The organism is Thalassobaculum sp., assembly GCF_040219615.1.
In the GTDB taxonomy this organism is placed as follows: domain Bacteria; phylum Pseudomonadota; class Alphaproteobacteria; order Thalassobaculales; family Thalassobaculaceae; genus Thalassobaculum_A.
In genome coordinates this window covers 22259-49090 of record NZ_JAVJSE010000029.1, presented here as the reverse complement: position 1 = coordinate 49090, position 26832 = coordinate 22259, and the positions used below count along the sequence as shown (strand labels likewise).

26 protein-coding genes are annotated in these 26832 nt (G+C 70.3%); 15 read left to right on the top strand and 11 right to left on the bottom strand.

From position 1 onward, the window contains the following. Positions 1-4 precede the first annotated feature (4 nt). Entirely contained in the window at positions 5-1636 is a 1632-nt protein-coding gene (locus tag RIC31_RS15335; RefSeq protein WP_350109303.1) for an ABC transporter substrate-binding protein, read from the bottom strand. Positions 1637-1797: 161 nt separating this feature from the next. Here RIC31_RS15335 and RIC31_RS15330 point away from each other — a divergent pair, with 161 nt between their 5' ends. Further along, on the top strand, positions 1798-2706 hold the full coding sequence (locus RIC31_RS15330; RefSeq protein WP_350109300.1) for a LysR family transcriptional regulator: 909 nt from the start codon (positions 1798-1800) through the stop codon (positions 2704-2706). Between the two features lie 28 nt (positions 2707-2734). Here the strand turns inward: RIC31_RS15330 and RIC31_RS15325 are convergent, their stop codons facing one another. Then, positions 2735-3643 carry a LysR family transcriptional regulator gene (locus RIC31_RS15325; protein WP_350109297.1) on the bottom strand — a complete coding sequence of 303 codons (909 nt, stop codon included), beginning with the start codon at positions 3641-3643 and terminating at the stop codon, positions 2735-2737. Between the two features lie 132 nt (positions 3644-3775). Between RIC31_RS15325 and RIC31_RS15320 the strand changes: the two genes are divergently transcribed. The 4 genes from RIC31_RS15320 (at position 3776) to RIC31_RS15305 (ending at position 7712) form a co-directional block, all read left to right on the top strand. Continuing rightward, positions 3776-4861, top strand: coding sequence for a TauD/TfdA family dioxygenase (locus tag RIC31_RS15320; protein WP_350109295.1), 1086 nt, complete (start codon positions 3776-3778; stop codon positions 4859-4861). Positions 4862-4922: 61 nt separating this feature from the next. After that, positions 4923-5369 carry a PadR family transcriptional regulator gene (locus tag RIC31_RS15315; protein WP_350109292.1) on the top strand — a complete coding sequence of 149 codons (447 nt, stop codon included), beginning with the start codon at positions 4923-4925 and terminating at the stop codon, positions 5367-5369. 66 nt (positions 5370-5435) lie between these two features. Further along, positions 5436-6815 carry an FAD-dependent oxidoreductase gene (locus tag RIC31_RS15310; RefSeq protein ID WP_350109288.1) on the top strand — a complete coding sequence of 460 codons (1380 nt, stop codon included), beginning with the start codon at positions 5436-5438 and terminating at the stop codon, positions 6813-6815. Between the two features lie 93 nt (positions 6816-6908). After that, positions 6909-7712: a putative hydro-lyase gene (locus tag RIC31_RS15305; protein WP_350109285.1), complete on the top strand. Its 804-nt coding sequence runs from the start codon at positions 6909-6911 to the stop codon at positions 7710-7712. A 10-nt stretch (positions 7713-7722) separates the two neighbouring features. Here the strand turns inward: RIC31_RS15305 and RIC31_RS15300 are convergent, their stop codons facing one another. The 5 genes from RIC31_RS15300 to RIC31_RS15280 form a co-directional block, all read right to left on the bottom strand. After that, complete coding sequence (locus tag RIC31_RS15300; RefSeq protein WP_350109282.1) at positions 7723-9108, bottom strand: aminotransferase; 1386 nt, start codon at positions 9106-9108, stop codon at positions 7723-7725. A 128-nt stretch (positions 9109-9236) separates the two neighbouring features. Next, entirely contained in the window at positions 9237-9770 is a 534-nt protein-coding gene (locus RIC31_RS15295; protein WP_350109279.1) for an Lrp/AsnC family transcriptional regulator, read from the bottom strand. Continuing rightward, the gene (locus RIC31_RS15290) at positions 9754-10746 is read right to left on the bottom strand and encodes a cyclodeaminase (RefSeq protein ID WP_350109276.1); all 993 of its coding nucleotides are present in this window, start codon (positions 10744-10746) and stop codon (positions 9754-9756) included. The genes RIC31_RS15295 and RIC31_RS15290 overlap by 17 nt, the downstream gene beginning before the upstream one ends. After that, positions 10739-11737 carry a hydroxyectoine utilization dehydratase EutB gene (gene eutB / locus RIC31_RS15285; protein ID WP_350109273.1) on the bottom strand — a complete coding sequence of 333 codons (999 nt, stop codon included), beginning with the start codon at positions 11735-11737 and terminating at the stop codon, positions 10739-10741. Before eutB ends, RIC31_RS15290 begins: the two co-directional genes overlap by 8 nt. Positions 11738-12064: 327 nt before the next feature. Beyond that, positions 12065-12898 carry an MEDS domain-containing protein gene (locus RIC31_RS15280; protein WP_350109270.1) on the bottom strand — a complete coding sequence of 278 codons (834 nt, stop codon included), beginning with the start codon at positions 12896-12898 and terminating at the stop codon, positions 12065-12067. Positions 12899-13204: 306 nt separating this feature from the next. Between RIC31_RS15280 and RIC31_RS15275 the strand changes: the two genes are divergently transcribed. The 6 genes from RIC31_RS15275 to RIC31_RS15250 all read left to right on the top strand — a co-directional run bounded on the left by RIC31_RS15275 (position 13205) and on the right by RIC31_RS15250 (position 19475). Further along, on the top strand, positions 13205-13444 hold the full coding sequence (locus RIC31_RS15275; RefSeq protein ID WP_350109268.1) for a DUF6894 family protein: 240 nt from the start codon (positions 13205-13207) through the stop codon (positions 13442-13444). Continuing rightward, on the top strand, positions 13437-14426 hold the full coding sequence (locus RIC31_RS15270; protein ID WP_350109265.1) for a sensor histidine kinase: 990 nt from the start codon (positions 13437-13439) through the stop codon (positions 14424-14426). The genes RIC31_RS15275 and RIC31_RS15270 overlap by 8 nt, the downstream gene beginning before the upstream one ends. A gap of 6 nt (positions 14427-14432) precedes the next feature. After that, on the top strand, positions 14433-15719 hold the full coding sequence (locus RIC31_RS15265; protein WP_350109262.1) for an EAL domain-containing protein: 1287 nt from the start codon (positions 14433-14435) through the stop codon (positions 15717-15719). 600 nt (positions 15720-16319) lie between these two features. Beyond that, complete coding sequence (locus RIC31_RS15260; RefSeq protein WP_350109259.1) at positions 16320-17393, top strand: quinone-dependent dihydroorotate dehydrogenase; 1074 nt, start codon at positions 16320-16322, stop codon at positions 17391-17393. A gap of 103 nt (positions 17394-17496) precedes the next feature. Further along, positions 17497-18597, top strand: a complete 1101-nt coding sequence (locus tag RIC31_RS15255; RefSeq protein WP_350109256.1) for an EAL domain-containing protein — start codon at positions 17497-17499, stop codon at positions 18595-18597. A gap of 17 nt (positions 18598-18614) precedes the next feature. Then, on the top strand, positions 18615-19475 hold the full coding sequence (locus RIC31_RS15250; protein WP_350109253.1) for a TIGR01459 family HAD-type hydrolase: 861 nt from the start codon (positions 18615-18617) through the stop codon (positions 19473-19475). Positions 19476-19485: 10 nt separating this feature from the next. On the opposite strand, the gene RIC31_RS15245 is transcribed toward RIC31_RS15250, so the two are convergent. Next, on the bottom strand, positions 19486-19839 hold the full coding sequence (locus RIC31_RS15245; protein WP_350109251.1) for a ribbon-helix-helix domain-containing protein: 354 nt from the start codon (positions 19837-19839) through the stop codon (positions 19486-19488). A 189-nt stretch (positions 19840-20028) separates the two neighbouring features. Here RIC31_RS15245 and RIC31_RS15240 point away from each other — a divergent pair, with 189 nt between their 5' ends. Beyond that, on the top strand, positions 20029-20541 hold the full coding sequence (locus RIC31_RS15240) for an Lrp/AsnC family transcriptional regulator (protein WP_350109248.1): 513 nt from the start codon (positions 20029-20031) through the stop codon (positions 20539-20541). 137 nt (positions 20542-20678) lie between these two features. On the opposite strand, the gene RIC31_RS15235 is transcribed toward RIC31_RS15240, so the two are convergent. Next, entirely contained in the window at positions 20679-21158 is a 480-nt protein-coding gene (locus tag RIC31_RS15235; protein ID WP_350109245.1) for a YbaK/EbsC family protein, read from the bottom strand. A 145-nt stretch (positions 21159-21303) separates the two neighbouring features. Between RIC31_RS15235 and RIC31_RS15230 the strand changes: the two genes are divergently transcribed. Beyond that, the gene (locus RIC31_RS15230; RefSeq protein ID WP_350109242.1) at positions 21304-22800 is read left to right on the top strand and encodes a matrixin family metalloprotease; all 1497 of its coding nucleotides are present in this window, start codon (positions 21304-21306) and stop codon (positions 22798-22800) included. 14 nt (positions 22801-22814) lie between these two features. Here the strand turns inward: RIC31_RS15230 and RIC31_RS15225 are convergent, their stop codons facing one another. After that, positions 22815-23813 carry a galactose-1-phosphate uridylyltransferase gene (locus RIC31_RS15225; RefSeq protein WP_350109239.1) on the bottom strand — a complete coding sequence of 333 codons (999 nt, stop codon included), beginning with the start codon at positions 23811-23813 and terminating at the stop codon, positions 22815-22817. A 409-nt stretch (positions 23814-24222) separates the two neighbouring features. Here RIC31_RS15225 and rpmB point away from each other — a divergent pair, with 409 nt between their 5' ends. Continuing rightward, complete coding sequence (gene rpmB / locus RIC31_RS15220) at positions 24223-24516, top strand: 50S ribosomal protein L28 (RefSeq protein WP_350109236.1); 294 nt, start codon at positions 24223-24225, stop codon at positions 24514-24516. Between the two features lie 184 nt (positions 24517-24700). On the opposite strand, the gene RIC31_RS15215 is transcribed toward rpmB, so the two are convergent. Further along, entirely contained in the window at positions 24701-25348 is a 648-nt protein-coding gene (locus tag RIC31_RS15215) for an RraA family protein (protein WP_350109233.1), read from the bottom strand. A 108-nt stretch (positions 25349-25456) separates the two neighbouring features. Between RIC31_RS15215 and RIC31_RS15210 the strand changes: the two genes are divergently transcribed. After that, positions 25457-26824: a glutamine synthetase family protein gene (locus RIC31_RS15210; protein ID WP_350109230.1), complete on the top strand. Its 1368-nt coding sequence runs from the start codon at positions 25457-25459 to the stop codon at positions 26822-26824. The last annotated feature ends 8 nt before the right edge of the window (positions 26825-26832 follow it).

The window sequence follows — 26832 nt, the reverse complement described above, 5'->3', positions numbered from 1 at the left end:
CGGATCAGGTCCGGCTCAGGCTGCGGGCGTCGAGCTGGCGGTGGAACCAGTACTCGTAGCCCGAGGCGCCGTTGGTGGCGACGTTGAGCGCCGGCTGCCAGAGCGGGATGCGCGGCAGGTCCTCGATGGCGATCTCGAACAGCCGCTTGATCTTCGGCGCGTACTCCGGGTCCGAGACCTGCATGTCCAGGGTCTCGTCGACCAGGGTCTCGACCTCGGGGTTGTCGTAGTTCGAGGAGTTGAACAGGTGGCCCTTCTTGTACGCCCAGTAGAAGTAGTAGCAGGGGTAGTTCAGCCAGCCGCCGAAGTTCTCGAGGTGCAGGGGCAGCCGCTTCTCGACCAGGGCGGCGGTCCGCCAGTTGGCGCCCGGGATCTTCTCGATGGTCGCCTTGATACCGATCTTGGCCAGGTTCTCCTGGATCAGCAGGGCGGTCGGCTCCATCCAGTCGGCGAGGCCGAGGCTGATCGACAGCGGCACCTCGAAGCCGGTGGCGAAGCCGCTGCGGGCCATGAAGTCCTTGGCCTTGTCGATGTCGGTGCCGTAGGGGAACCTGCGCGGCCAGTCGATCCCGTCGATGGCGTCGCCGCCGCCCCACAGCTTGGCGCCGCGGCCGTAGGCGGCGGTCTGGAATATGTCCTCGTAGGGGATCGACCAGGCGACCGCCTTGCGGACGTTGGCGTCCTTGAACGGCCCGAAGCCGTGGTTCAGCCCGACCGCGTGGATGCAGTTCTCGACCGGCGTGCTGTAGACCGAGACCCTGTCCTTGCCGGCGAGCTCCTGGGCGTCCTTGTTCGGGATGTCGAACGACACCTGGACGTCGCCGCGCTCCAGCAGGGCGCGCCGGTTCGACGGGTTCGGCACCTCGCGCACGATCACCCGCCTGACGCCCGGCAGCGGCCCGCCGACCCAGGCGTCGTTGCGCTCGTAGACCAGCTGCTGCCCGGCATCCCAGCGCGCCACCTTGAAGGCGCCGGACCCGGCCGGGGTCTTGTGCAGGTACTCCATCGCCCACGGATCCTTCTCCGTGGCGTTCGCCTTGGCGACCTTGGAGTTGATGACGAAGGGCACCGGCACCGCCAGGTCGGGCAGGGTCAGCTTGGACGGCCGCAGCAGGTGGATCCGGAAGGTGGCCTCGTCGACCGCCTCGAACTGCTCCGGCTTCTGCAGCAGCCCGGCCTTCATCTGCACCGTCGGGAAGCCGCCGACCGAGACCGCGCGGGCGAACGACCAGCGGACGCCCTCGGCGGTCACCTTGCTGCCGTCCCAGAAGGTGGCGTTCGGCTTCAGCTTGAAGGTGATCGCCGCGTCGGTGATCTCCCAGCTCTCCGCCAGCTCCGGCTCGATGATCGCGTAGTCGTAGGACAGGCTGCCGTCCGGCATGGTCTTGGTGCCGAACGACACCAGCCGGTCGTAGCAGTTGACCGCCACCTGGTAGCTCGCCCGGTTGGTGCCGGTGCGGTGCAGGTCCAGGCTGTTGACGGTGTCGCCGGTGACCACCACCAGGGTGTCGCCGGCGGCGGCCGAGGCGGGCAGCACCCGCAGGAACGGCAGCACCCCGGCGCCGGCCGCGGCCGAGCCCGACATCTTCAGGAAGCTGCGCCGCGAAGTCCCCGTCTTCACTCCGATTTCCGTCATCTCGCGTGCTCCTCTGTGGCGGCCGGCGACGCCGCGGTTCCCGCCACCCGTCGGGGCCATGTCCTGGAGGTGACGCTAGGGAGGGCGAGTGTTTCCGTCTTCTGCTATTATCGTCGCGAAACGGTGCAAAAAACGCATCACTAGGCGAGAAGGCGCGTTCGATGAGGCACTTGGTCACCTACCGGTTCATCGACGAGGTCTCGAAAGTCGGCTCGATCCGGAAGGCGGCGGAGACCCTGAACATCACGCCATCGGCCCTGAACCGGCGCATCCAGGCTTTCGAGGAGGAACTCGGGGCGCAGGTGTTCGAACGCCTGCCGCGCGGCGTCCGGCTCAACACGGTCGGCGAACTGCTGATCCACCACATCCGCAGCCAGATCTCCGACCTCGACCGGCTGAAATCGCGGATCGCCGACCTGGAGGGCGTGCGCCGCGGCCATGTCTCGATCGCCTGCAGCCAGGCCCTGCTGCCGTATTTCCTGCCCCGGCAGATCGCCGCCTACCGCAGGGCGCATCCGGCGGTGACCTTCTCGGTGCTGCCGCGCGACCGGGCCGCCGCCGAGCAGGAGCTGACCAGCTACCGCTGCGACCTGGCGCTGGTGTTCGAGCCGGTGCGGCTCGCCGAGTTCCAGGCCCTGGCGGTGGTCCGCCAGGCGGTGCATGCGGTGATGGCGCCGACCCATCCGCTGGCCGGGCGCGAGACCCTGCGGCTGCGCGACGTCCAGCGCTATCCGCTGTGCCTGCCGACCGTGCCCTACGGGGTCCGCCAGCTGCTCGAGCAGGCGGCGGCCCGGCGCGGGGAAACCCTGACGCCGACGCTGGAGTCGGACAGCTTCGAATTCCTGCGGCACTACGCCGCCAACGAGGCGGTCCTGGCGTTCCAGATCCCGATCGGCCTGCAGCCGCCGGTGCATGCCGGGGACCTGGTCAGCGCGCCGGTCGACGCGCGCGACGTGCCGGCCGGCGTGCTGCTGCTCGGGCAGCTGCGCCACCGGGCGCTGCCGGTCGCCTCGGCGCGCTTCGCCGACCAGCTGGTGACCGAGCTGCAGCGCAGCTTCGACGTGGCATGAGGGCCGCCGGTCGTCAGCCTCGGGTCGGCTACAGGCAACCGTTCGGCTCGGCGTATTCGCCGAAGACGGCCAGCGCGGCGGCTATCGCCGGCAGCGACTCGCGGTCCCGCCGCCATGCCAGCACCAGGTCGCGGTAGATCGGCGGATCGAGCCGCCGAACCTCGACGAGGCCCGCGGCCGCCGCCTCGCGGGTCGCCATCTCCGAGATCACCGACCAGCCGAAGCCCGACCCGACATAGGCCACCTGGGCATCCGAGCTGCCGATGTCCGTGATCCTGATCCGGGCGCGGTCGGCGGCATCGAGCCAGCCGTCGATCGCCCGGCGGATCGAGCCGGCCCGGTCGAACAGGACCAGCCGGTGTCCTTCGAGGTCCATGGGCCCGACCGTCGTTTTGGCCGGAGCCTGCCCCGGCGGCGCAATGCAGAGCAGATGGTCGCGATAGTGGAAGCGTTGCTCGATCTGCGGGCCTTCGACCGGCGCGGTCAGCAGCCCGATGTCGATCGATCCGTCGCGGATGCCGGTAACGAGGTCGGCGGTATTGCCGGTGACGATGCGCAGGTCGATGGCAGGGTGCCGGGCCGTCAGATCGGAGATCACATCCGGCAACAGGTAGCGCGTTGCGGTGGCGCCGGTCGCCAGGACCAGCCCGCCGGCGACGTCGGCCCGCATTCGCAGAATCTCGTCGAGCGCGTCCTCGATGACGCCCAGAACCAGGTCGGCGGCGGCGATCAGGGCCATGCCTTCCGGTGTCGGTCGCGCGTTCCTGCCGATGCGCTCGAGCAGGCGGGCGCCGGCCTCCTGCTCGAGCTGCCGGATCTGGTTGCTGACGGCCGGCTGGGTCAGGCCGAGCGTCTCGGCGGCGGCCGAGAAGCTGCCGGTGCGTGCAACCTCGCGCAGCGTGCGCAGACGTTCGAGGCTCGGCAGATGACGGCGCACCGTCTGTTCCCCGCTTGGAAACTGCTTCTCCCATAGAATTCGAAATAGCCTTGATCAGAAAGAAAAATTTTTCCGATTGCCGGAACGGGCGAATGCTTGGCGCGCCGAAATCAGCGCCGAGGGGGATCCGCCATGAACGACTCCGACACTCCGACCATGCCGGCCGGGCCGATCGGCGGCAGCTTCGCCTGGACGGTGCCGCAGGTTCTGGCGCGCGACGACTGGAACTGCCGGCTGGAGGCCGGGGACCTCGAGGAGATCGACGCCGCCGTGCAGTTCACCCGGGAGCGGGGCCTGACGATCCTGGAGATCGGCCGGGACGAGTTTCCGCTCGACCGCCTGACCACCCGGCTCGGCGCGTTGCGTGCGCAGATCCGGTCGGGGCTCGGCTTCGGCTACATTAAGGGCCTGCCGGTCGAGCGCTACGACCGGGAGACGCTGATGCGGATCTACTGGGGGCTGTGCCGCCACATCGGCGACCCGGTCACCCAGAATCGCAACGGTCACCTGGTCGGGCACGTCATCGACGTCGGCGACGCCGTCGGCGACGCCAACAAGCGGATCACCCAGACCAACGCCGAACTCTGCTTCCACGCGGATTCCTGCGACGTCGTCGCCCTGCTCTGCGTCAACCGGGCCAGGACCGGCGGCGAGAGCATGATCGTCAGCGGCATCGCCGTGCACGACGAACTGATGCGGCGGCGTCCGGACCTGCTGCCGGAACTGTACAGGCCGGTCTACATGGACCGGCGCGGCGAGGTGCCGGCAGGCAAGCTGCCGTGGTTCGGCGTCCCGCTGTTCAACTGGCACCGGGGTCAGTTCACCGGCTATTCGCCGGTGCGGCAGTACATCGAGTCCCTGGCCCGGTTTCCCGAGGCGCCGCGCATGTCGAACGCCCAGCGGGAGGCGCTGGACCTGTACTATGCGATCTGCGAGGAGGACGCGTTCTGCCTGCGGCTGCAGTTCGAGCGGGGCGACATCCAGTTCCTGCAGAACCACGTGATCTTCCACTCGCGCACCGCCTACGAGGACTGGCCGGAGCCGGAGCGGCGGCGGCATCTGATGCGGCTGTGGCTGTCGCTGCCGGACGGGCGGACCCTCGCGCCGGCGCTGGCCGAGAAGTGGATCAACATCGAGGTCGGAACGCGCCGTGGCGGCGTGCCGGCGACCGCGGAACCGGTGATTCCGGACGATCCGTTCACCCGGGCCTACGCGTAGCGACCGGCAGTCGGCCAATATATCGATGGGCGATATATTACCTGTTGATGTATGGGTTCCGATGCGCTATCCGTTCGGCATGCAAGCGCAACCGGCACGAGCGGCGACGGCCCTGAAGGGCGGCGAGGTCGACTACACCGACCCACGGTACTGGAACGGGCTCATCAAGATGAGCCTGTCGAAGTTCTTCATCCTGTGTGTTCTGAATCGCCGCCGGCTGCACGGTTACGAGATCGGCAAGGCGGTCGAGCAGACCACCCAGGGCTGCTGCTCGCCGACTCCGGGCGCGCTGTATCCGGTCCTCAAGGAGTTCGAGGCCGGCGGGTACGTGACCGTGGAGCATGAGGTGGTCGGCGGCCGGCACCGCAAGGTCTACGCGATCACCGACCGGGGGCGAGAGGCGTTCCGGGTTGCCGTGCAGGCGTGGAGCGAGGTCGGCGCCTGCATCGCCGCCGGCGGCGCCGATGCCTGCGGGCCGGAAGGCTGCCTGCCGGCGGGATGCGGCTGACGGCTTTTTATTTCACTCGATATATCACCCATCGATGCATCGATGGCCAAGCTGGAGGAACGGGACGTGGCTGCGAACAGGAAGATCGTCGGGACGCTGCCGGTGGCGGTCATCGGGGCCGGGCCGGTCGGCCTGGCCGCCGCGGTGCATCTGGCGGAGCGCGGGCTGCCGTTCGTCGTGCTGGAAGCCGGCGCCGCGGTCGGGGCGGCGATCCGGGAATGGGGCCACGTCCGGCTGTTCTCGCCCTGGCGCTACTGCATCGACGCGGCGGCGCGGCGCCTGCTGGCGGCGGCGGGCTGGACCGCACCGGAGGACGAGCGGTTGCCGACCGGGGCGGAGATCGTCGCGCACTATCTGGAGCCGCTGTCGCGTCTCGACTGGATCCGGCCCTTTCTGCGCTTCGACAGCAGGGTCCTGTCCGTCGGGCGCAAGGACTTTGACAAGGTCAGGACCGAGGGGCGGGAGACGCAGCCCTTCGAGATCCGGCTCGCCGACGGCAGCACCGTCGCAGCCCGCGCCGTGATCGACGCCTCCGGCACCTGGCGGTCGCCCAACCCGCTCGGCTCGGGCGGCGTGACGGTGCCGGGCGAGGACCGGTTCGCCGACCGCATCGCCTATGGCATCCCGGACGTCCTCGGCCAGGCCCGGGCGCGCTACGCCGACCGGCGGGTGCTGGTCGTCGGCAGCGGCCACTCCGCCATGAACGTCATTCTGGACCTGCTGGATCTGCAGGCGACGGCGCCCGGGACCCGGGTGATCTGGGCGCTGCGCCGCGACCGCCTGGATACCGTGCTCGGCGGCGGGTCGGCCGACGCGCTGCCGGCCCGCGGCGAGCTCGGCAATCGCGTGCGTGCGGCCGTCGACGCCGGCCGGCTGCAGCTCCTCATGCCGTTCCGGATCCGTGCGGTCGAGGAGGCCGGCGGGCCGCTGCGGGTGGCCGGGCTGAGCGGCGGCGAGCCGCATTCGGTGCTGGTCGACGAGATCGTCGGCGCCACCGGCTTCCGGCCGGACCTGGACATCCTGCGCGAGATCCGCCTCGGCCTCGACCCGTGGCTGGAGGCGCCGGTCGCGCTGGCCCCGATGATCGACCCGAACCTGCACAGCTGCGGTACGGTGCGCCCGCACGGCGCCCGCGAGCTGTCGCATCCGGAGAAGGACTTCTTCGTCGTCGGCATGAAGGCCTATGGCCGGGCCCCGACCTTCCTGATGGCCACCGGCTACGAGCAGGTCCGCTCGATCGCGGCCTGGCTGGCGGGCGATGTCGAGGCGGCGTCGCGGGTCGAGCTGGTGCTGCCGGAGACCGGGGTGTGCAGTGCGCCGGCCGATGTCGAGGTTGCGGGCGGCTGCTGCGGCGGCCCGGCACCGGTGGGTGCCGACGCGTGCTGCGTCGCCGACGCCGAGGCGAAGGCGGCCGGAACGGCGGGATGCGGCTGCGCCGCCGCCTGAGCGCCGGATGCGCCCGACGGGGGTACCCATCGCCGGCCGGACCGATATATCGTGCGATCCGGATCATCCCGCCATCGGAGGATCGCCCGGCCCATGAACGCTCCCGACACCGCTCCCGTGCCGCAGACCGGCAGGGACGCCCGCGCCGCCGCCCGGTCCGGCCGGCATCGCGGCCAGACCGCCGGCATGGCGCCCGGCTTCGTGCAGGGCAACCTGGTGATCCTGCCGGAGCGCTGGGCCTTCGACTTCCTGCGGTTCTGCGTGCGCAACCCGCGGCCCTGCCCGGTGATCGGGGTCGGCGAGCCGGGCGACCCGGGGATTCCGGCGCTGGGCGCCGACATCGACCTGCGCAGCGACGTGCCGCGCTACCGGGTGTGGCGCGACGGCGCGCTGACCGACGAGCCGCACGACATCGCCGGGCTGTGGCGCGACGACCTGGTGGCCTTCGTGCTCGGCTGCTCGTTCTCGTTCGAGGAGGCGCTGGTGTCGGCCGGGCTGCGGCTGCGCCATGTCGACAGCGGGCGCAACGTCTCGATGTACCGGACCTCGCTCCCGACCGAGCCGGCCGGGCCGTTCCGCGGGCCGACCGTGGTCAGCATGCGCCCGTTCAGGCCGGCCGACGCGCTGCGCGCCGCCCAGATCACCGCCCGCTTCCCCAGCGTGCACGGCGCGCCGATCCATATCGGCGACCCGGCGGCGATCGGCATCCGCGACCTCGGCGCGCCCGACTACGGCGATGCGGTCGAGATCGAGCCGGGCGAGACCCCGGTGTTCTGGGCCTGCGGCGTCACCCCGCAGGCCGCCCTGCAGGCCGCCGGCGTCGACTTCTGCATCACCCACGCGCCCGGCTGCATGCTGGTCACCGACCGGCTGAACGCGGAGTTCGCGGCGCTCTGAGGCGTCGCCTTCAGAGTGACTGCTGCACCCGGTCGACGGCGCGCCGGGTCAGCTCGACCACCTCGTCGACCTCGCTGCGGGTGATCACCAGCGGCGGCGCGAAGCCGAGGATGTCGCCCTGCGGCATGGCCCGCGCGATCAGGCCCTCCTCCAGCGCCGCCGCCGCCACCTTCGGGCCGACCTTGAGGTCCGGGTCGTAGCGCGACGCCCCGTGCTTCTCCGGCGCGAACTCGATGGCCGCCAGCAGCCCGACGCCGCGCACCTCGCCGACCATCGGGTGGCCGTCGAAGGTCTCGTGCAGGCGGCGCTGGAAATAGCCGCCGGTGTCGCGGGCGTTGCCGGTCAGATCCTCAGCCTCGACGATGTCCAGGTTGGCGTTGGCGGCCGCCGCGCACACCGGGTGCGCCGAGTAGGTCCAGCCGTGGCCGATCACCCCGAGCTGGTCGGCACCCTGCTCCAGGCCCTGCCACACCCGCTCGCCGACGATCACCCCGGACAGCGGCAGGTAGGCCGAGGACAGGCCCTTGGCGATGGTGATCAGGTCCGGTTCCATGCCGTAGGTGTGCGAGCCGAAGTAGCGGCCGGTGCGCCCGAAGCCGGTCACCACCTCGTCGGCGATCAGCAGGATGTCGTGGCGCTTCAGCACCGCCTGGATCTCCTGCCAGTAACCCTCGGGCGGCGGGATGATGCCGCCGGTGCCCATCACCGGCTCGCCGATGAAGGCCGCGACCGTCTCCGGGCCCTCGGCCTCGATCAGCGCCTCCAGCTCGGCGGCCAGGCGCTTCGAGTAGTCGCGCTCGCTCTCGCCCGGCTCGGCGCCGCGCCAGTGGTGCGGGCAGGCGGTGTGCAGCACCGGCGCCAGCGGCAGGTCGAAGGCGTCGTGGAACAGCTTCAGCCCGGTCAGGCTGCCGGTCATGATCCCGGAGCCGTGGTAGCCGCGCCAGCGCGAGACGATCTTCTTCTTCTCCGGCCGGCCGAGCACGTTGTTCAGGTACCAGACCAGCTTGACGTTGGTCTCGTTGGCGTCGGAGCCGGACAGGCCGTAGTAGACCCGGCTCATGCCCATGCCGGCGGAGCGCACGATGCGGTCGGACAGCCGGATGATCTGCTCGTTCGAGTGCCCGGCATAGGCGTGGTAGTAGGCCAGCTGCGAGGCCTGGGCGTGGATCGCGTCGGCGATCTCCTGGCGGCCGTAGCCGACGTTGACGCAGTACAGGCCGCCGAACGCATCCAGGCTCTCGCGGCCGTCGCGGTCGCGGATCCGGATGCCGGAGCCGCCGGTGACGATCCGGCTCGGCGCCTCGCCGCGGGCGAACTGCGCGGCGTGGGTCGACGGGTGGAACACCCGGGCGCGGTCGATGGTCTCCAGGTCGTTGGTCGTCGGCATGTCGTCCATGGTGCACCCCCGTTCCGGTCGCGAGCCGGCAGGGTAGGGGATCGGACGCAGAGGGTGCCGCTGAACTCCGGCCGGATCGCCGACGGATCGTCTGCGCGGCGGCGCGGTCGCAGACGATTCCTCTGCGGCTACGATGCCGCGTCGGCGGCCCCCAGCAGCCGGTCGAGCGGCAGTTCCGCCGTCTCCTTGACCGTCTTGGTGACGATGTAGCTGTAGTAGCGTTCGATCTCCAGGTCGCGCGCCAGCAGGCCGTCCATCAGCCGCTGGTAGGCGTCGACGTCGGGGGCCATGACCTTCAGGACGTAGTCGACGCCGCCGCCGGTGGCCTGGCACTCGACGATCTCCGGGATCGCCCGGACCGCTCGCTCGAAGCGCTCGAAATCCTCGGCCCGGTGCTGGCGCAGCGCCAGCTCGACCATGACCACGGTCGCCGGGGCCAGCTTCTTGACGTCGACCCGGGCGGCGTAGCCGGCGATCACCCCGGACTCCTCCAGCCGCCTGAGCCGCTCCCAGCACGGGCTGGCGGTCAGGTTCACGGTCTCGGCGAGCCGGGCCTTGGTCATCCGGCCGTCGCGCATCAGCGCCTTCAGGATGCCGATGTCGTGGCGATCCAGGCGGGGGCGATCGAGCTGCGGGGGGCCGCCCCTAGTTCTGGACGGCATGGCCAGCCCCGCTCGCCCGGGCGACCCGCAGGGCGTGGGTCGCGATCGCGGTGTCCTGCACCCCGGTGCCGGTCAGGTCGCAGACCGTGATCTCGTCGGCCGACCGGCGCCCCGGCTTGTGCCCGGCCACGATCTCGCCGAGCTCGTCGACCGGCCAGTCCGCCGGCACCGCGCCGGCGGCGATCGCGCTCCGCAGCTCGCCCAGCACCACCGACTGGCTGCGGCGGTCGCACACGAACCGGTCGGCCCGGGCAAGCACCGCCGGGGCCAGCTCGTTCTTGTCCGGAGCGTCCGAGCCCATGGCGGTGACGTGCAGGCCGGGGTGCAGCCAGTCGGCCTCGACCAGCGGGCTGCGGGACGGGGTCGTGGTGATCACCACGTCGCAGCCGCGCACCACCTGCTCGGCGTTGGCGCAGGGCGTCACCGGAACCCCCAGGGCATCGGCCATGCGGGCCGCCCAGGCGGCGGCCTTCGCCGGGTCGCGCGCCCAGACCAGCACCTCGGGAACCTGGCGGACCAGCGCCAGGGCGCGGATCTGCAGCTCGGCCTGCAGCCCGGCGCCCAGCACCCCGGCGCGCCGCACCGTCTTCGGCGCCAGGTGCCGGGCGGCGACCGCGCCGGCGGCGGCGGTGCGCACGTCGGTCAGGTAGCCGTTGTCGAGCAGGGCGGCCTGGACGATGCCGGTCTCGGCACTCAGCACGATCATCATGCCGTTCAGGCTCGGCAGCCCGCGCCTGGGGTTGTCGAAGAAGCCGGGGCTGACCTTGATGGCGAAGCCGTCGAGCCCGGGGACATAGGCGGTCTTCACGTCGACCTCGGCGTGGCGCTCCTCGATCGCCATCGACAGGACCGGCGGCATCACCACGTTGCCGTCGCCGAGTGCCGCGAAGGCGCGCTCGACGATCTCCACCGCCTCCAGGTCGAGGGCGACGCAGCCGCGCAGCTCGCGCTCGGTCAGGACCAGGACCTCAGCCATCGGCGACTCCTTTCTCGAACGGCACCTCGCCGTCGACCACCCGCCGGAACAGCTCCATGTCGATGCCGCGGCCGGAGACGATCATGGCGACCCGCCGGCCCAGCAGCGCACGGTGCGGTTCCTGCAGCAGCGCCACGCCGACGGCGCCGCCGCCCTCGGCCACCCAGCCCTCCTCCAGGAACAGCCGGCGCATGGCGGCGGCGATCTCGGCCTCGCTCAACAGCACGACCTCGTCGACCAGCTCGCGCACCATCCGGAAGGTCCAGCGGTTGTCGAGCCCGATGCCGCCGCCGAGCGAGTCGGCCAGGGTCGGCTCCTCGCGCACGTCGACCGGCCGGCCGGCGGCCAGGCTGGCCTGCATGGCGGCGCCGCGGGTCATGCTGACCCCGATCACCCGGACCGCGGGGGCCGCACTCTTCACGGCGCGGGCGATGCCGGCGATCAGCCCGCCGCCGGACAGCGGCACGACGACCGTGTCCAGCTCGGGTAAGTCCTCCAGCAGTTCCAGGCCGATGGTGCCCTGGCCGGCGATCACGTCCGGGTGGTCGAAGGGCGGGATCTCGCTCAGCCCCTCCTCGGTGACCAGCCGCGCCACCTCGACCTGGGCCTCGTCCTGGCTGTCGCCGACGATCCGGGTCTCGGCGCCGAGCGCGCGGATCGCCGCCAGCTTGTTCTCCGGCACCAGCCGCGACATGCACACCACCGCGCGGCCGCCCAGGCGCCGGGCGGCGAAGGCGACGGCGCGGCCGTGGTTGCCGGTCGAGGCGCAGACCACGCCGCGCCGCAGCGCGTCGGGCGCGAGGCGGGCGGCGGCGTTGGCGGCCCCGCGCAGCTTGAACGCGCCGGTCGGCTGCGCGGTCTCCAGCTTGAGCCGCAGGTCGAGCCCGTCGCCGCCGGCGAGCGCGTAGGCCGGGACCAGCGGCGTCCGGCAGGCGACCCCGTGGATCGCCCGGCGCGCGGCGTAGATCGACTGCAGGGTGACGTCGGTCATCGGCTTCCGGCCTCGGGGTGCGCAACGGTGGGGTTAAGGCGGTGAGACTAACCGAGAGAGGGTGAGGGTGCAGTCGCGGAGTCCTTGGGAAGATGCGCTGGGCCAGGCCGGTTCGAGCCGTGCCCGGCGATTGCCCCTGCTTTCCGTCGTGTCATTCGGCGGCAGTGGGCGGGGAGGAGCCATTCGCACCTGAAACCGAGACCGGCTCGTCGCCGACTGGGCAGCCATTGACTGGATAGATGGATACCAGCCAGCTCGTCCGGGGGGCCATCCACGACCGGTTCGATCAAGAGCCGGATACGCCCAGGGCGATACATTCCGCGCCCCTCAATCTCCGAGCACCCGGCGCACGAGGTCGGCGGCGTTCCTGGCGCCGAGCTTGCGCATCACGTTGGCCCTGTGGAAATCGACGGTGCGCGGGCTAATGCCGAGCATGCGCGCTGCCTCCTTGCTGGAGGCGCCGCGAACGATCTGCGCCAGGGCGACGCGCTCGCGCGGCGTCAGTAGCTCATGTCCCGGGAACGGCTTGGACAGCACGCCGAGCGCGCCTTGCAGCCGTTCGATCTCCTGTTTGGCCTGCCGCAGCTCCGGCGTCGCCAGGAATTCCCATTCGCCGTTGCGTCGCGCAGTGCAGCAATTATGTGCGCGCGCCACGTCCAACAGGTCGACCGCTCGGCTGGCCTGCAGCGAGTAAGTGCAGAGCACTACCATCCGCTGCCCGGCAAGCGAACGGTCGAGTTCGCGTTCGTACTCGCAGAACGCCTGCCAGTGGTTGGACTCGATCCAGAACGCGTTGCCGCTGACCCGCATGCCGTCGAAGCCCCGGTCCAGCGCGCCGCGCAGCTTCTCGTTCCAGCCGCCGGTGATTCGCTGCAGGTCGAACTGGTTGCCGCGCAGATACCAGTCGGTGCCTTGGAGAACTTCGATCCGCCCGGCCTTGATCTGCACCTCCAGGTCGGGGATCGCGCGACGCAACGCGGCCTTGGCCTCCGCCTCGCCGATCGGCGTCGAGATTGCCCAGATGCAGAATTCGTTGCTCGCGAGGCCGGCCTTGAAATAGGCCGCCGCGGTATCGAGCAGATCCTCCTTGGTCTCGTAGAAGATGCAGATATGGCTGCCCCACGGCACCTCGCCCACCACGCGGATGCCGCTCTGCCGCATTGACGGATCAACCTCCGCGGACGCGCTCGCCTTGGGTCCGCTCGGCTCACGTCCGGCGGTTCCACCGTTGCGATGTGCGGTCGCGCTTGTTCGGGGCATATTGCCCTCCTGGCGTCTGAGCCGATCGCCTTCGCCGCGGCGGCACCGAACGCAACCGGTTGCTCGAAGCGACCGCGAAACACCATCCCGACAAGATCGGTTCGAGTACCCCCGTACTTTTACCAGTATCGGCGTTTACTCGTAATACTACAAGTTTTCCTCACGGCGCCGACGCCCCAGGTCTACGCAAATTGGCGGAGACTATCGATGCGGCGTTACTTCTTTCAGATCCACGGCGAGCGAGGCACGGACGATGATCCAGGAGGCATCGCCTTGCCCGGCCACAGCGCGGCCATGCTGCAGGCCGTGACGATGTGCGCCGAAATCGGGTGCAGCGACGGCTTCCACCTCGGCTTTGCCATCAGCGTCCGGGACGAGCGCGGCAGCGTGATCGGCCGTGTTTCGGTCGTTGTGGCCGCCGCAATCTTGGAGCGTCGCGATGCCTAGGTTGGAGCCGGCGACGGTCGCCTCCGTTGCGGTCACCGCAGCCCTCGTGACGCTCGCCGCCACGCTGGCCGACCCGGCTGGCGACGGCTTGCCGTCACTTTCTCATCGCCTGATCGTCGCCGGATCACTGGTCGCGGCGGTGGCATCGTCTATCTCCGCCGGACTCGCGCTGGGGCAGGGAACGCCTGGCGACGCCAGGCCGTCCATGGCGGCCCAGGCCACGCCGTCGCCGGCCGATCCGGTCGCAGCTCAAGTCCAGGCGGAAGCCATGGCTCGGGCCGAGACCGAGTTCCTGGCCACCATGAGCCACGAACTGCGCACGCCGCTCAACGCCGTGATCGGCTTCGCTGAGCTGATCCTGAGCGAGGTTCATGGCGCTTTGGGCGACCGGCGCTACGTCGACTACGTCAGCCATATCCGCACCGGCGGAGAGCGGGTGCTGTCGATCGTGGACGCCACCCTGGACCTGTCACAGCTTGCCGCCGGACAGCTCGAATTGCGGCCGCGCCGCGTTGAGCCGCAGGCCATCGTCGAGGAATGCGCCCAATCGGTCGCCGCGCAGGCCGAGGCTGCCAAGGTCGAGCTGGTGGTGCGACCTTCGACCGTCCCACCGATCGCGGCGGACCCGGACAGGCTGAAGCAGGCGCTGACCAACCTGCTGTCGAACGCCATCACGTTTTCCGGACAAGACGGTCGGGTCAGCATCGGCGCCACTGGACACGGCGATGCCGTCGCCTTCGAGGTGACCGATACCGGTACTGGCATGACGCCAGACCAGGTCGTCGTCGCGATGCAGCCGTTCCGCTCGATCGATGGATCGATGACCCGCCGCCACAGCGGAATCGGCCTGGGGTTGCCGCTCGCGGAGCGCCTGGTGCGGCTGCACGGCGGCGAGCTGCGCATCGACAGCCGTCCCGGATGCGGCACCGCGGTAACGGCGATCCTGCCGGCGTGCGCTTGCCGCCTGACCGGCGAGAGGTAGCGCGCCATGGCCTTGGTTCGCACCGGTTTGAAGAAGCTCGCGCGCATGCTGCTCGCGCTGACCGCCGACACACCGCCGCCCCGAGCGGCGGTCCGCCGCCGACCTCTCGGCGAGATGCGCACGGCCATTTCACCGACGATCATGGCCGGCAGCATCCAATTGATCGGCATGGCGGAGATCAAGCAGCAGTTGGGCGCGCGCTGGAGCGCGGTGGCCGACATCGCCTGCCGCATCGCCGAGCAGACCATCCAACGACATATCTCAGATGAGGATGCGTACCAGCGCCACGGCGACGATACCTTCGTTTTATGCTTCGCCTCGCCCGACAAGGCCCACGCGGAGGCCAAGACAAAGTCGATCGGCGAAGAGATCGCCTCGATGTTGGCCCGGCAGACGCCGCAGATCGGCTTGCAGGTCGACCATACCGTCGCCGAGTTGAAATGGGCCGACATCGACAATGGCGGAGCGGAATCGGTTGCCGAGACGATCGCCCTCGAGCTGCGGCACATGCGCGAACGGGCGGAGGCCGCGGCGCGGGCTTGGCGCACCGAGCTGGTGCGCACCGCCGGCGTCCGCTTCGCGCCGATCTGGCACTCGTCGCGCGGCGCCGTCACGGGCTATCGGGCCATGCTGAACGAGCAGACCGGTACGCACGCCATGCAGCGCCTGGCCGATGTCACGACGCCCGAGGAACTGAAAAGCGTGCTGCACGAGCTCGACTGTCTGATCGTCGGTCGGGCGATCAAGGCCCTCGACCGGCTGCTGAACGCCGACGGCATGGCGCAGATGCTGGTACCGGTGAACTTCAACTCGCTGAGCAACCGCGCGGCACGGGAGAAGTACCTCGACCTGTGCCGTCAGATTCCCGAGCACTACAAGCGCTTCCTGCTGTTCGAAGTGCACGGTGCCGCCAACGGCACGCCGGCCGCCCGCCTGGTCGAGATCGCACTCGCGCTCAGGCCTTATGGCCGTGGCGTGATCGTTGAACTGCCGTCGAACGGCGGCCAGCTTCAAGAGCTGGCGGTGGTGCGCCTGCTCGGTGTCTCGGTCGATGCCAAGTCACTGCCACGCAACGTCCGGCAGGCCACGACCTCGCTCACGCGCCTGGTCACCGCTGCCTCCGCGCTCAACCTCAAGGTGTTCGTCCAAGGCGCCGATACGGTTGGCATCCTGGAGGCGGCGCAGAAGGCACGTGCCCACTACGTCGATGGCCGCGCGGTCGCCCTGCCTACGGCCGAGCCCAAGACCGCGTATCACTGGACGCCGCATTGCGCCAATGGCCTTGGAACTTGAACGGCGGCAGGCCCAGGGTCTCATGCCAATGGGCATGATAACCCGCAGTCGATACGGCACCCCCCTGCCAGCGCTGCCGACGGTCCTTGCCGAATGGGCTGGTGGCAGAGGGAGCGGGAAACTCGGCCAAACCACCCAAAATTCGGATGCCGCCCGTGGCGACGGCGTCGGTACATAATAGAAGACCAGGCCAGCGTGCTGATCAGCGCAGTTTCGGTCGATCCGGACTCTGTCGAGGCGGACGATGGTGCTGGAGCGTTGGCCGATCCGGCACATGTCTACCAGCCGGTTGACGATTACGACGACCGTGCATTGGCGGCACAAGCCAATCAGCTTTCCTGGAAGATGCACGGAGGGACAGCGGTTGCTCCTCCGAGCCTCCCGGGAAGTTGCTTGCCACCGAGGCGATTCCGCCTGAATCGGCCGATTCTCGGTCAAACGGTGCGTGACGGACAGCAACGGGGCCGGTGCGAACGTCTGCTCCTGCGCCGTTGACCTTAGGAGCGTCCAACGAGCAAACGACCCCTTAGGGTCGAACCCGTCGCTCACCCCCACCCACCCGCTTGCCGCCGCCCGCCGCGCCGACTACCGTCCGGCGCCATGACGCTGTTCGATCTCGCCATGCCGGCGCTGCGCTGCCTCGACCCGGAGACCGCGCACCGCCTCACCGTCCGCAGCCTCGGCGCCGGGCTGGGGCCGCTCGACCGCTCGCCGGTGCCGGCCGGGCTGGGGCAGCGGGTGCTGGGCCTCGACTTCCCGCACCCGGTCTGCCTGGCCGCCGGCTTCGACAAGTCGGCGGAGTGCTGGCGCGGGCTGCTGCGACTCGGGGTCGGGGCGGTCGAGGTCGGCACCGTCACGCCGCGCCCGCAGGCCGGCAACCCGCGGCCCCGGCTGTTCCGGCTGCCCGAGGACCGCGCGGTGATCAACCGCAACGGCTTCAACAACGACGGGCTGGAGGCGGCGGCGGCCCGGCTCGCGCACCGCGAGCGCCGCACCGGGATCGTCGGCATCAACATCGGCGCCAACAAGGACACGCCCGACCCGGTCGACGACTACGTCTACGGCATGCGGATGCTGGCCCCCCTGGCCGACTACGTGACCATCAACGTGTCGTCGCCGAACACCCCGGGGCTGCGCGACCTGCAGGGCGAGGGCCAGCTCGGCCGGCTGCTGGCGGCGGCGCTGCAGGCGCGCGGCGAGGCCTGCGGTCTGAACGCGCCGCCGGTGCTGCTGAAGATCGCGCCCGACCTGTCCGACGGCCAGCTCGAGGCGATCGTCGAGACCGCGGTGGCGCAGGGCATAGACGGCCTGATCGTGTCGAACACCACGGTCGCCCGGCCCGAGTCGCTGCGCGGCGCGGCGCGGGCCGAGACCGGCGGCCTGAGCGGCCGGCCGCTGTTCGACCCGTCGACCCGGGTGCTGGCGCGGGCCCACCTGGCGGCCGCCGGCCGGCTGCCGCTGGTCGGGGTCGGCGGGATCGAGGACGGCGCCACCGCCTATGCCAAGATCCGGGCCGGCGCCCGGCTGGTGCAGCTGTACACGGCGCTGGTGTATAACGGTCCGGGGCTGTTCCGCCGGATCCGCGACGAGCTTGCGGCGCTGATGCGGGCGGACGGCCTCACCCGCATCGAGGACGCGGTCGGCCGGGACGCCGAGCGGCTCGCACACGGATAGGAGCATCGCCATACTCGGCCACGTCCTGATCGCCGTCGTCTATCTCGCGCTCGCCGGTGTCGCCGCCGTCGCGGCCGACTGGCTCGGGCTTGCGCCGGCGATCGTGGTCGCGGCCGGCGGCGGCCTCGCGGTGTTCTGCGCGGTGCTGCACGTCGCGGTCGCCCAGCGGCTGCGGGCGCGGGTTCTGGAGACCCGGGTCCGCGAGCTGACCCGCGACGTCGACGGCCTGCATGTCGAGGTCGAGGCGGCCCGGGCCGAGCTCGACACCATGCGGATCCGGCTCGACGACATGCCGGACGCCGAGAAGCTGTCGTCCGAGCTGAAGGTGCTGGGCGGGCTGCTGCGGCAGCTGTCGGAGAAGAAGGAGGCGGCGGTCGGCAAGGTGCTGGCGGCCCCGGATTCCAGGGCCGGCACCGGCGCCGAGATCAAGCACGCGACCGCGCCGGCGGTGGTGCTGGGCGAGGCCCAGCTGCTGGAGGCGGTCGAGCGCGGCCTGCGCGAGGAGAAGGTCGAGCTGTACCTGCAGCCGGTGGTCAGCCTGCCGCAGCGCCGGCGCCGGTTCTACGAGTGCTTCTCGCGGATCGTCACCGAGGGCGGCCGGCTGATCATGCCCGAGCAGTATATCCCGGTGGCGGAACGGGCCGGGCTGGTGGCGGCGATCGACAACCTGCTGCTGGTGCGCTGCGTGCAGCTGGTGCGCCGGGCCCGCCGCGACCAGCCGGACGTCGGGTTCTTCTGCAACATCTCCAGCGAGTCGCTGGCGGACGCCGACTTCTTCCAGGACTTCATCGCCTTCATGGCGGAGAACCGGCAGCTCGCCGAGACCCTGATCTTCGAGTTCGACCAGGCCAGCATCGCCGTCGGCGACTACGTGTCGCGGGTGAACCTGCAGCGCCTGCGCGGCTTCGGCTACCGGTTCTCGCTCGACCAGGTGACCGACATGGACCTGGACCTGGAGGACCTGGCCTCCCAGGGCTTCCGCTACATCAAGGTCGGCGCCCACATGCTGCACGAGCTGGCGCGCGGCGACGACCCGATCCTGGACATGCGGGCGCTGAAGGGCGCGCTCGACCGCAACGCCATGGACCTGATCGTCGAGAAGATCGAGAGCGAGGACATGCTGCTCGACATGCTGGAACTGCGCGTCGACTTTGGCCAGGGATACCTTTTCGGGGAGCCGCGGCCGCTGGCCGGGTCCCGCTGACACACCACGAGGAACGCATGTTCGAGAGGATCGACGGCCTGGCGGCGATCGCCGACCGCTACGACGGCTTCGTGTTCGACGTCTGGGGCACGCTGTACGACGGCGGTGCCGCCTATCCGCAGGCGGTGGCGGTGCTGCAGCGGCTGGCGGCGGCCGGCAAGGCGGTGGTGGTGCTGTCGAACTCGCCGCGCCCGGCGGCGGTGGTCGCCGAGCGCCTGGACGGCATCGGCATCCCGGCGGCGCTGTACCGCGAGGTGATCACCTCCGGCGGCGAGTGCCACCGCCATCTGCGCGACCGGCCGGACGATTTCCATGCCGGCCTCGGCCCGCTGGCCTTCGGCTTCGACCCCGGCCGGTTCGCGCATATCCTGCCGGGCACCGGGTTCGAGTCGACGCCGGAGCTGGAGGCGGCCGACTGGATCCTCAACGCCGGCCCGCGCAGCGGCCTGGACACGGTCGCCGACTACGAGGCGGCGCTGGCCCGCGGCGCCGCGCGCGGCCTGGCGATGATCTGCGCCAACCCCGACAAGGTGGTCTACGAGCAGGGCGTCAAGATGATCCATGCCGGCGCCCTGGCGCAGCGCTACGAGGAGCTGGGCGGGCGCGTGCACTACCACGGCAAGCCGCATGCGCCGGTGTTCGCGCGCTCGATCGAGGTGCTGGGCGCGCGGCCGGACCGGGTCCTGGTGGTCGGCGACAACCGGGCGACCGACGTGGCCGGCGCGGTCGCCGCCGGCCTCGATTCGCTGATGCTGGCCGACGGGGTGCATTGCGACGACCTGCTGGTCGCCGGCCGCCTGGCCGACGAGCGGCTGCGGGCGTTCCTGGCGGTGCCCGGGCCGCAGCCGCTCTGGGTCGCCGACCGGCTGGGCTGGTAGCGGCTCCCGGTCAGGCGGCCTGGCCGGTGCGCTCGCCGGTTCTGAACACGTCCAGGGTGGTGCCCAGCAGGCCGTCGCGGTCGTCCGGACGATGCTCGAGGACCTCGGCCATGGTCCGGAAGTACAGCAGCAGGAAGACCCGCAGCGAGGACGACATCGACGAGCGGTCGCGGTGGCGGTCGACCTCGGTGCACAGCGCGTCGATGCCGATCGCCTCGCGGCGGCAGACCTCGAGCAGGCCGTCCCAGACATGGCCTTCCAGGCTGACGCTGGTGCGCCGGCCGGTGATCGTCACGTTCCGGCGCAGCCGGTGACAGGTGTTGCTGTGGCTCGTCAGCGCGGCCTCCTCGCTCCAGGAGATCATGAGATCTCAGGGTCTGCGATCGGTGGAACCCAGTCACCCGGCCATGTTAACCATGTTGGCGCCTGATCGGGAGTCCGCTCGACAATGCCGGGGGATCGACGAGGACTTGGGCTCTTCCGGCTAGTTCTTGTGCGTCGTACGGGAATCCAATACAATAATTACGCTATTGAAATTTAAAGGATTTAGGCAATGGCGGGGGAGCTTGAAGGCCAGCTCGACAAGGTCGGCTGGCAACTGCTTCGGGTTCTGCAGGAAGACGCCCGGCTGTCCTACAGCGAGCTGGGCCGCCGGGTCGGGCTGTCGTCGCCGGCGGTGGCCGAGCGGGTGCGCCGCATGGAGGACTCCGGGGTCATCACCGGCTACCGCGCGCTGGTCGAGCCGTCCAAGCTCGGCTATCCGACGACGGCGTTCATCCATCTCAAGGTGACCGGCGAGCACCACAACCGGATCGCCACCATGGCGCACACCCTGGCCGAAGTGCAGGAGTGCCATCACGTGACCGGCCAGGACAGCTACATGATCAAGGTCATCGTGTCGTCGATGGTGCATCTGGAGCATGTGATCGCCCAGCTCCGCACCTACGGCGAGACCACCACCTCGATCGTGCTGTCGTCGCCGGTGAAGGCGAAGATGGTGATGGCCGGGCCGAGCGTGCGGGTCGGGCCGCAGCTGCCGCCGATCGCCTACGAGAGCACCGGCTGACCCTTCGAGGCCCGTCGCAGGGCGACGGGCACCTCAGGGTGACAGGCACCTCAGGGCGACAGGGCAATGCGTCTTGCGCCGATATCCTGGATCTTTCGCCCTGAGGCGCCCGAAGCGCAGCGCAGGGCCACGAAGGGTCAGTCCTTCCGGAGATCGAGCACGGTGCCGCCGGTGATCGCCAGCAGGTCCGCCGGGGTCAGCTCGAACACCGCGTTCGGGGTGCCGGCCGCGCACCAGATCCGCTCCAGCGCCATCAGGTCGGCATCGAGATAGACCTTCGGGGCGACCGTGTGGCCGATCGGCGCGACGCCGCCGATCGCGTAGCCGGTCGAGGCGCGGACGAAGTCGGGGTCGGCGCGGCCGAGCGGCTCTCCCAGGGCGGCGGCCAGCTTCTTCTCGTCGACCCGGTTCACGCCGCTCGCGACCGCCAGCACCGGCCGGCCGCTGTCCGCCGCGCGGAACACCATCGACTTGCCGATCTGCGCGACCGTGCAGCCGCAGGCGGCGGCGGCCTCGGCCGAGGTTCGCGTGGAGTCCGGCATCTCGACGACCGTCAGGGCCAGGCCGCGCGCAGCGAGCAGGTCCTGGACACGCTGGGCACTCGGTTTCAGGGGCATCGGCTCGGCTCCATTGGCAGCGTTCCGCTGTATCCGAGTCGGAGATGCCTGACAACGGCGACGCGCGACCGCGACGGCGACGGGGCGGCGGCAATCTCCTTGACCCCCCCGGTCGCCACCCCCAGCATGATCGGGGAAACCACGGATGGGTGACGGCATGAGCTTCGGGCACGTTCTGGAGCTCGCCTCGGTCGGATTGTGCGGATGCGCCGGTTGCGGGGCGGGCGGCGCGTTCACCGGCTCCGGCGGACCCGTCTTCTTCGACCAGACCCGCCATGCGCTGTCGACGTCGGAATCCTCGGGCGACGGCACCATCGACGCCCTGGTGGCCGGCACGGCCTACAAGTGGGGCTCGTCCAACCTGATGGGCGAGGCGGTCACGGTCACCTATTCCTTCATGAGCGCCAACCCGAGCTACAACAGCGGCGACACCACCTTCGCGGAGTTCAACGCCACCATGAAGGCGGCGGCCCGCCTGGCCCTGGCCGAGTGGTCGGACGTCGCCACCATCAGCTTCGTGGAGGTCGCCGACGCCGGTGACGGCGGGACCATCCGGTTCGGCTCCAACGCGCAGACCGATTCGGCCGGCTACGCCTACTACCCGTCGGCCAGCGCGATCGGCGGCGACGTCTGGATCAGCAACCTGTTCTCCTACAACACCAGCCCGGAGGTCGGTGGCTTCGGCTACCTGACGCTGATGCACGAGGTCGGGCACGCCATCGGCCTCAAGCATCCCGGTGCGTATTCGTCCAGCGACGAGGGGCCGTATCTGTCGAGCAGCGTCGACAACACCGACAACACGGTGATGTCGTACACCGACGGCAGCGTGGTCTACCCGACGTCCGTGGGTCCTTACGACATCCTGGCGGCGCGCTACCTCTATGGCTTCTCCGGCACCGGCACGATCGGCAACCTGACCTTCGGCAGCGATTCCGCGGAGACCTTCAGCGGCGACAGCGGCACCCAGTACATCCACGCCCGCGACGGCGCCGACTACATCGCGGTGTTCGGCGGCAATGACGGGGTGGCGGCCGGGTCCGGTACCGACACGGTGCTGGCCGGCGACGGCAACGACCTTGTCTACGGCAACATCGGCTCCGACCTGCTGAGCGGCGGCAGCGGAAACGACACCCTCTACGGCGGTCAGAACGACGGGCCGCAGAGCAGCGGTTCCCTGAGCGACCAGCCGCTCGCCTATCGGGTCGGGGCCGATACGGTGGTCGGCGGCAACGGCCAGGACCTGATCTACGGCAACCATGGCGGCGACCTGCTGAGCGGCGGTGCCTCGGCGGACAAGATGTTCGGCGGGCAGGACAACGACACCATGAGCGGCGGCAGCGGCGACGACACGCTGTACGGCAACCGCGGCGACGACCTGCTGATCGGCGGCGACGGCTTCGACCGGTTCTACATGGCCGAGACCACGGGCAACGACACGATCTCCGATTTCACCTTCTTCACCGACTACCTGGTGGTGCAGAGCAACGTGAACTCGTCCGGGATCGCCAGTGCCTCCGACGTGATCGCGCGGGCGACCCAGAGCGGGACCGACGTGGTGATCGACCTCGGCGGCGGGCATTCCGTCACGCTGCAGAACTATTCGGTGGCGAGCCTCAACAGCTTCGACATCCTGATCGGCTGAGCCGGCCGGCCGCTTCAGTCGACCCGCGCGGAACGCAGTGCCGCCGCGTCGTCCTCCGGGCGGGAGGGGTTGACCGGCAGGCCGGAGCCGAGCTCGAAGCCGTGGGGGCGCAACAGGTCCGGGACGATGCTGAGCGACCAGTGGGCGCTGGCGGGGTCGAGCGCGTGCGACGCGGCCGAGCCGATCACCAGGTTGCAGGTGCGATTGCCGAGCGCAGCCCGCAGCCTGGCCGCGGCCCGCCGCAGGATCGGTCCCAGATCCTCGATCTCGGCCGCCGTCGCGTCGGCGAAGGACGGCTGGTGGCGGAACGGCGTGACGCGCAGCTCGAAGGGGCTCTTGGCGGCGAACGGCACCGCCACCAGGAACCGCCTGGTCACCTCGATCACGCGCTGGCCGTCGCTCGCTTCGTGGCCGAGTTCCTCGCAGGTCGCGCAGCGGCCGACCTGGGCGTGCCGTTCGCGGGCCCAGCCGGCCTGCACCGCGACCCAGGGCGGCACGATCGCGGTCGCGATGACCTGCGAATGCGGGTGGGACAGCGAGCCGCCGGAAGCGCCCCCGAACCGGCGATACACGAAGGCCGCCTCGATGCCGGGCCGTGCCGACAGCTCGGCGTAGCGGGCCTGCCAGGTGCGGATGACGGCTGCCAGTTCAGGATCCGAGAAGGTCGCGAGACCGCTGTCGTGGCGGGGCGACTCGATGATGACCTCGTGATAGCCGAAGCCGGCCAGCCGCTGCTGATGACTCACGGTCAGCGGGCCGATATCGCCCTTCGGCTGCAGCGCCGGGTGCTTGTTCGGCACGACCCGCGTCGACCAGCCCGGCGTGCCGTCGGCCGCCGCCTGTTCGATGATCGGCGGCAACAGGCGCTCGTTGCCCGGACAGAATGGGCAGGCGCCCCCGTGACCCGGACCAGGATGGCCCGCCGCCTTGCCGTGACTCAGCGGTCGCCGGTTGCGCTCGGGCGCGATCACGACCCAGGCGCCGGTGGTCCCGTCCTGGCGGTACTCGCTCATCGGGCCGTGAAGTCTTCAGGCCGGCCGATCCTCCGCTCGAACCGGCTGGCCCGCGACGCATCCTCGGCCATCGCTTCCTCCCTCGGGTCCCGCATCCGCCGCACCGCAACCGCTGCCGGCTCTACCGGGGCCGGACCGCTCGCCCGGTACCGTGCGAGCGGTCCATTGCCCGCACGAACGCTGGCCTCGGCCGCCGGTCGCGGCCATGATCTGCGTCAATCCCGCGGTGTCACCGGAGGTCGCGGCGCGCCCGGCCGCTCCGGCGGTTCGAACGGCATCTCCGCCCGCTTGACGCCCGCAGGCGGGTCGCGTATACCGCCCGCTCTTCGCCGCCTGACCTCGGGCGGCGTCCCAGTTTGTGTGGTTCGCGGCGGCATCCGGCCCCCGGACCGAGACGAAGGAGCGACCCATGGCGCGACGCTGCCAGGTGACCGGCAAGGGCGTGATGACCGGCAACAACGTCAGCCACGCCAACAACAGGACCCGTCGGCGCTTCCTGCCGAATCTGCAGGAGACGGCGCTGCTGTCCGATGCGCTCGGCCAGATGATCCGCCTGCGGCTGTCGACCCACGCGATCCGGACGATCGAGCACAACGGCGGCCTCGACGCCTTCCTCGCCAAGGCGAAGGTGGCCGACCTGTCGCTGGAGGCCCGGCGCCTGAAGAAGCGGATCGCCAAGGTGCAGGCGCGCATCGCCGCCTGACCGGCCTGCCGCTCCGAGAGTTCCGACGCCCGCCGCAAGGCGGGCGTCGTCGTTTCGGGCTCGGGGATCCGTTCCGACGGGCGACGAGGCGCCCGGCGCCGATGCCGGGTCGGCGACCGTCAGTCCGGTAGCAGCATCCCGACCTACGCGCTGCGATTGCCTCGATGCGACCGTGCCGTGTCGCTCAGAACTTCCCGAACTTCAGGTAGGCCCGCTCCGGGTCCATGCCGTCGATGATGGCCTTGCGCATCTCGCCCTCGGTGCTCATCACGGCCTCGGTCTCGGCCACCGTCTCCTCGGCGATCTCCTGGGGGATGATGACCACGCCGTCGCGGTCGCCGAGCAGCCAGTCGCCGGAGCGGATCGTGACCGTGCCGATGGTCACCGGCTCGCCCAGGGAGTCGTAGGTCCAGCGCTCGACGATGTCGGCCGGGGTGTTGGCCTCGCAGTACACCGGGAAGCCCATCTCCAGGATGAAGTCGGTGTCGCGGCAGTGGCCGTCGACCACGTAGCCGCGGGTCTTCTTGACCGTCAGCGCCTGGGCCGACAGCTCGCCCATCAGCGCGATCGCCTTGGTGTTGGGCTGGCACACCAGGACCTTGCCGCCGGGCACCTGCGAGAGCACCCGGCTCCAGCGCAGCAGGGTCTCGTGGCGCGACAGGGTCTGATCGACATGGCCGGAGATCGTGTAGACCTCGCCGGCGACCCGCCGGGTCGGGTCGAGCGCCCGGATCGAGGTCGGCAGCACCTGGTTGCCGTAGCCCCTGGCACGCAGCACGTCGTGCACGGCACTGGCGTAGCAGGCGGCGAGCCGGTCGGCGAGATCGGTCATGGCGTTCCTTCCCTCGGGGTTCGGCGCTTCCGGTGGCGCCGTGGTTCTGGCTAGAGTGCGGGCGGGCGGCGCGGGGGCGCCGGTGACTTTACCGGGAGACTGTGACCCATGGAGCCGAGCGAGGTCAAAACCGCGGAGCAGGCGCTGGCAGTGGTGGACGAGCGGCGGCTGAGCCACGTCAAGGTCGGGGTGTTCGACATCGACGGCATCCTGCGCGGCAAGTGGATGGGCCGCGACAAGTTCGCCGGCGCCCTGAACAAGGGGTTCGGCTTCTGCGACGTGGTGCTGGGCTGGGACAGCAACGACCAGCTCTACGACAACGTCCAGGTCACCGGCTGGCACACCGGCTATCCCGACGCCGAGGTGCGGCTGCTGCCGGAGACCTGCCGCGAGGTGCCGTTCGAGGGCGACATGCTGTTCCTGCTGGGCGAGTTCGCCGGCAAGTGGGAGGCGGTCTGCCCGCGCGCGACGCTGCGCCGGATGATCGACAAGGCCGCCGGCATGGGCTTCGGCGTCAAGGCGGCCTGCGAGTACGAGTTCTTCCTGTTCGACGAGACGCCCGACTCGGTGCGCGCCAAGAACTACAAGGACCTGAAGCCGCTGACCCCCGGCTTCTTCGGCTACTCGGCGCTGCGCTCGTCGGTGCATGCCGACCTGCATCTCAGCTTCATCGAGGCGATGGAGCAGATGGGCATCCCGATCGAGGGGCTGCACACCGAGACCGGCCCGGGCGTCATGGAGGCGGCGATCCAGGTCTGCGACGCGCTCGAGGCGGCCGACCGCGGGGCGCTGTTCAAGACCTTCGCCAAGGTGTTCTTCCAGCGCCACGAGATCATGGCGACCTTCATGTCGAAGTGGTCGATGAACTATCCGGGCCAGTCCGGCCACGTCCACCTGTCGCTGACCGACGCCACGGGCACGCCGGTGTTCCACGACGCCAAGGCGGCGGACACCATGTCCGACGCCATGCGCTGGTTCGTCGGCGGCCAGCAGGCGCTGATGCCCGAGCTGCTGGCGATGACCGCGTCGACGGTGAACGCCTACACCCGGCTGATCCCGGGGTTCTGGGCGCCGACCGATTCGACCTGGGGGGTCGAGAACCGCACGACGGCGTTGCGCGTCATCACCGGCTCGCCGGCCGCCCAGCGGGTCGAGTACCGGGTGGCCAGCGCCGACTCCAACCCCTACCTGGCGATGGCGGCGGCCCTGGGTTCCGGCCTGTGGGGCATCGAGAACAAGGTCGAGCCCGGGCCGGCGGTGGTCGGCAACGCCTACGACCGCAAGCACCCGGCCAGGCTGGCGCTGCCTCGCACCCTGTGGGACGCCGCCCAGCGCCTGAAGAAGTCGAAGCCGGCCCGCGCCCTGTTCGGCGACGCCTTCGTCGAGCACTTCGCCGCCACCCGGGAGTGGGAGGAGCGCGAGTTCCGCCGCCACGTCACCGACTGGGAGATGCAGCGCTACTTCGAGATCATCTGACGAAGGGG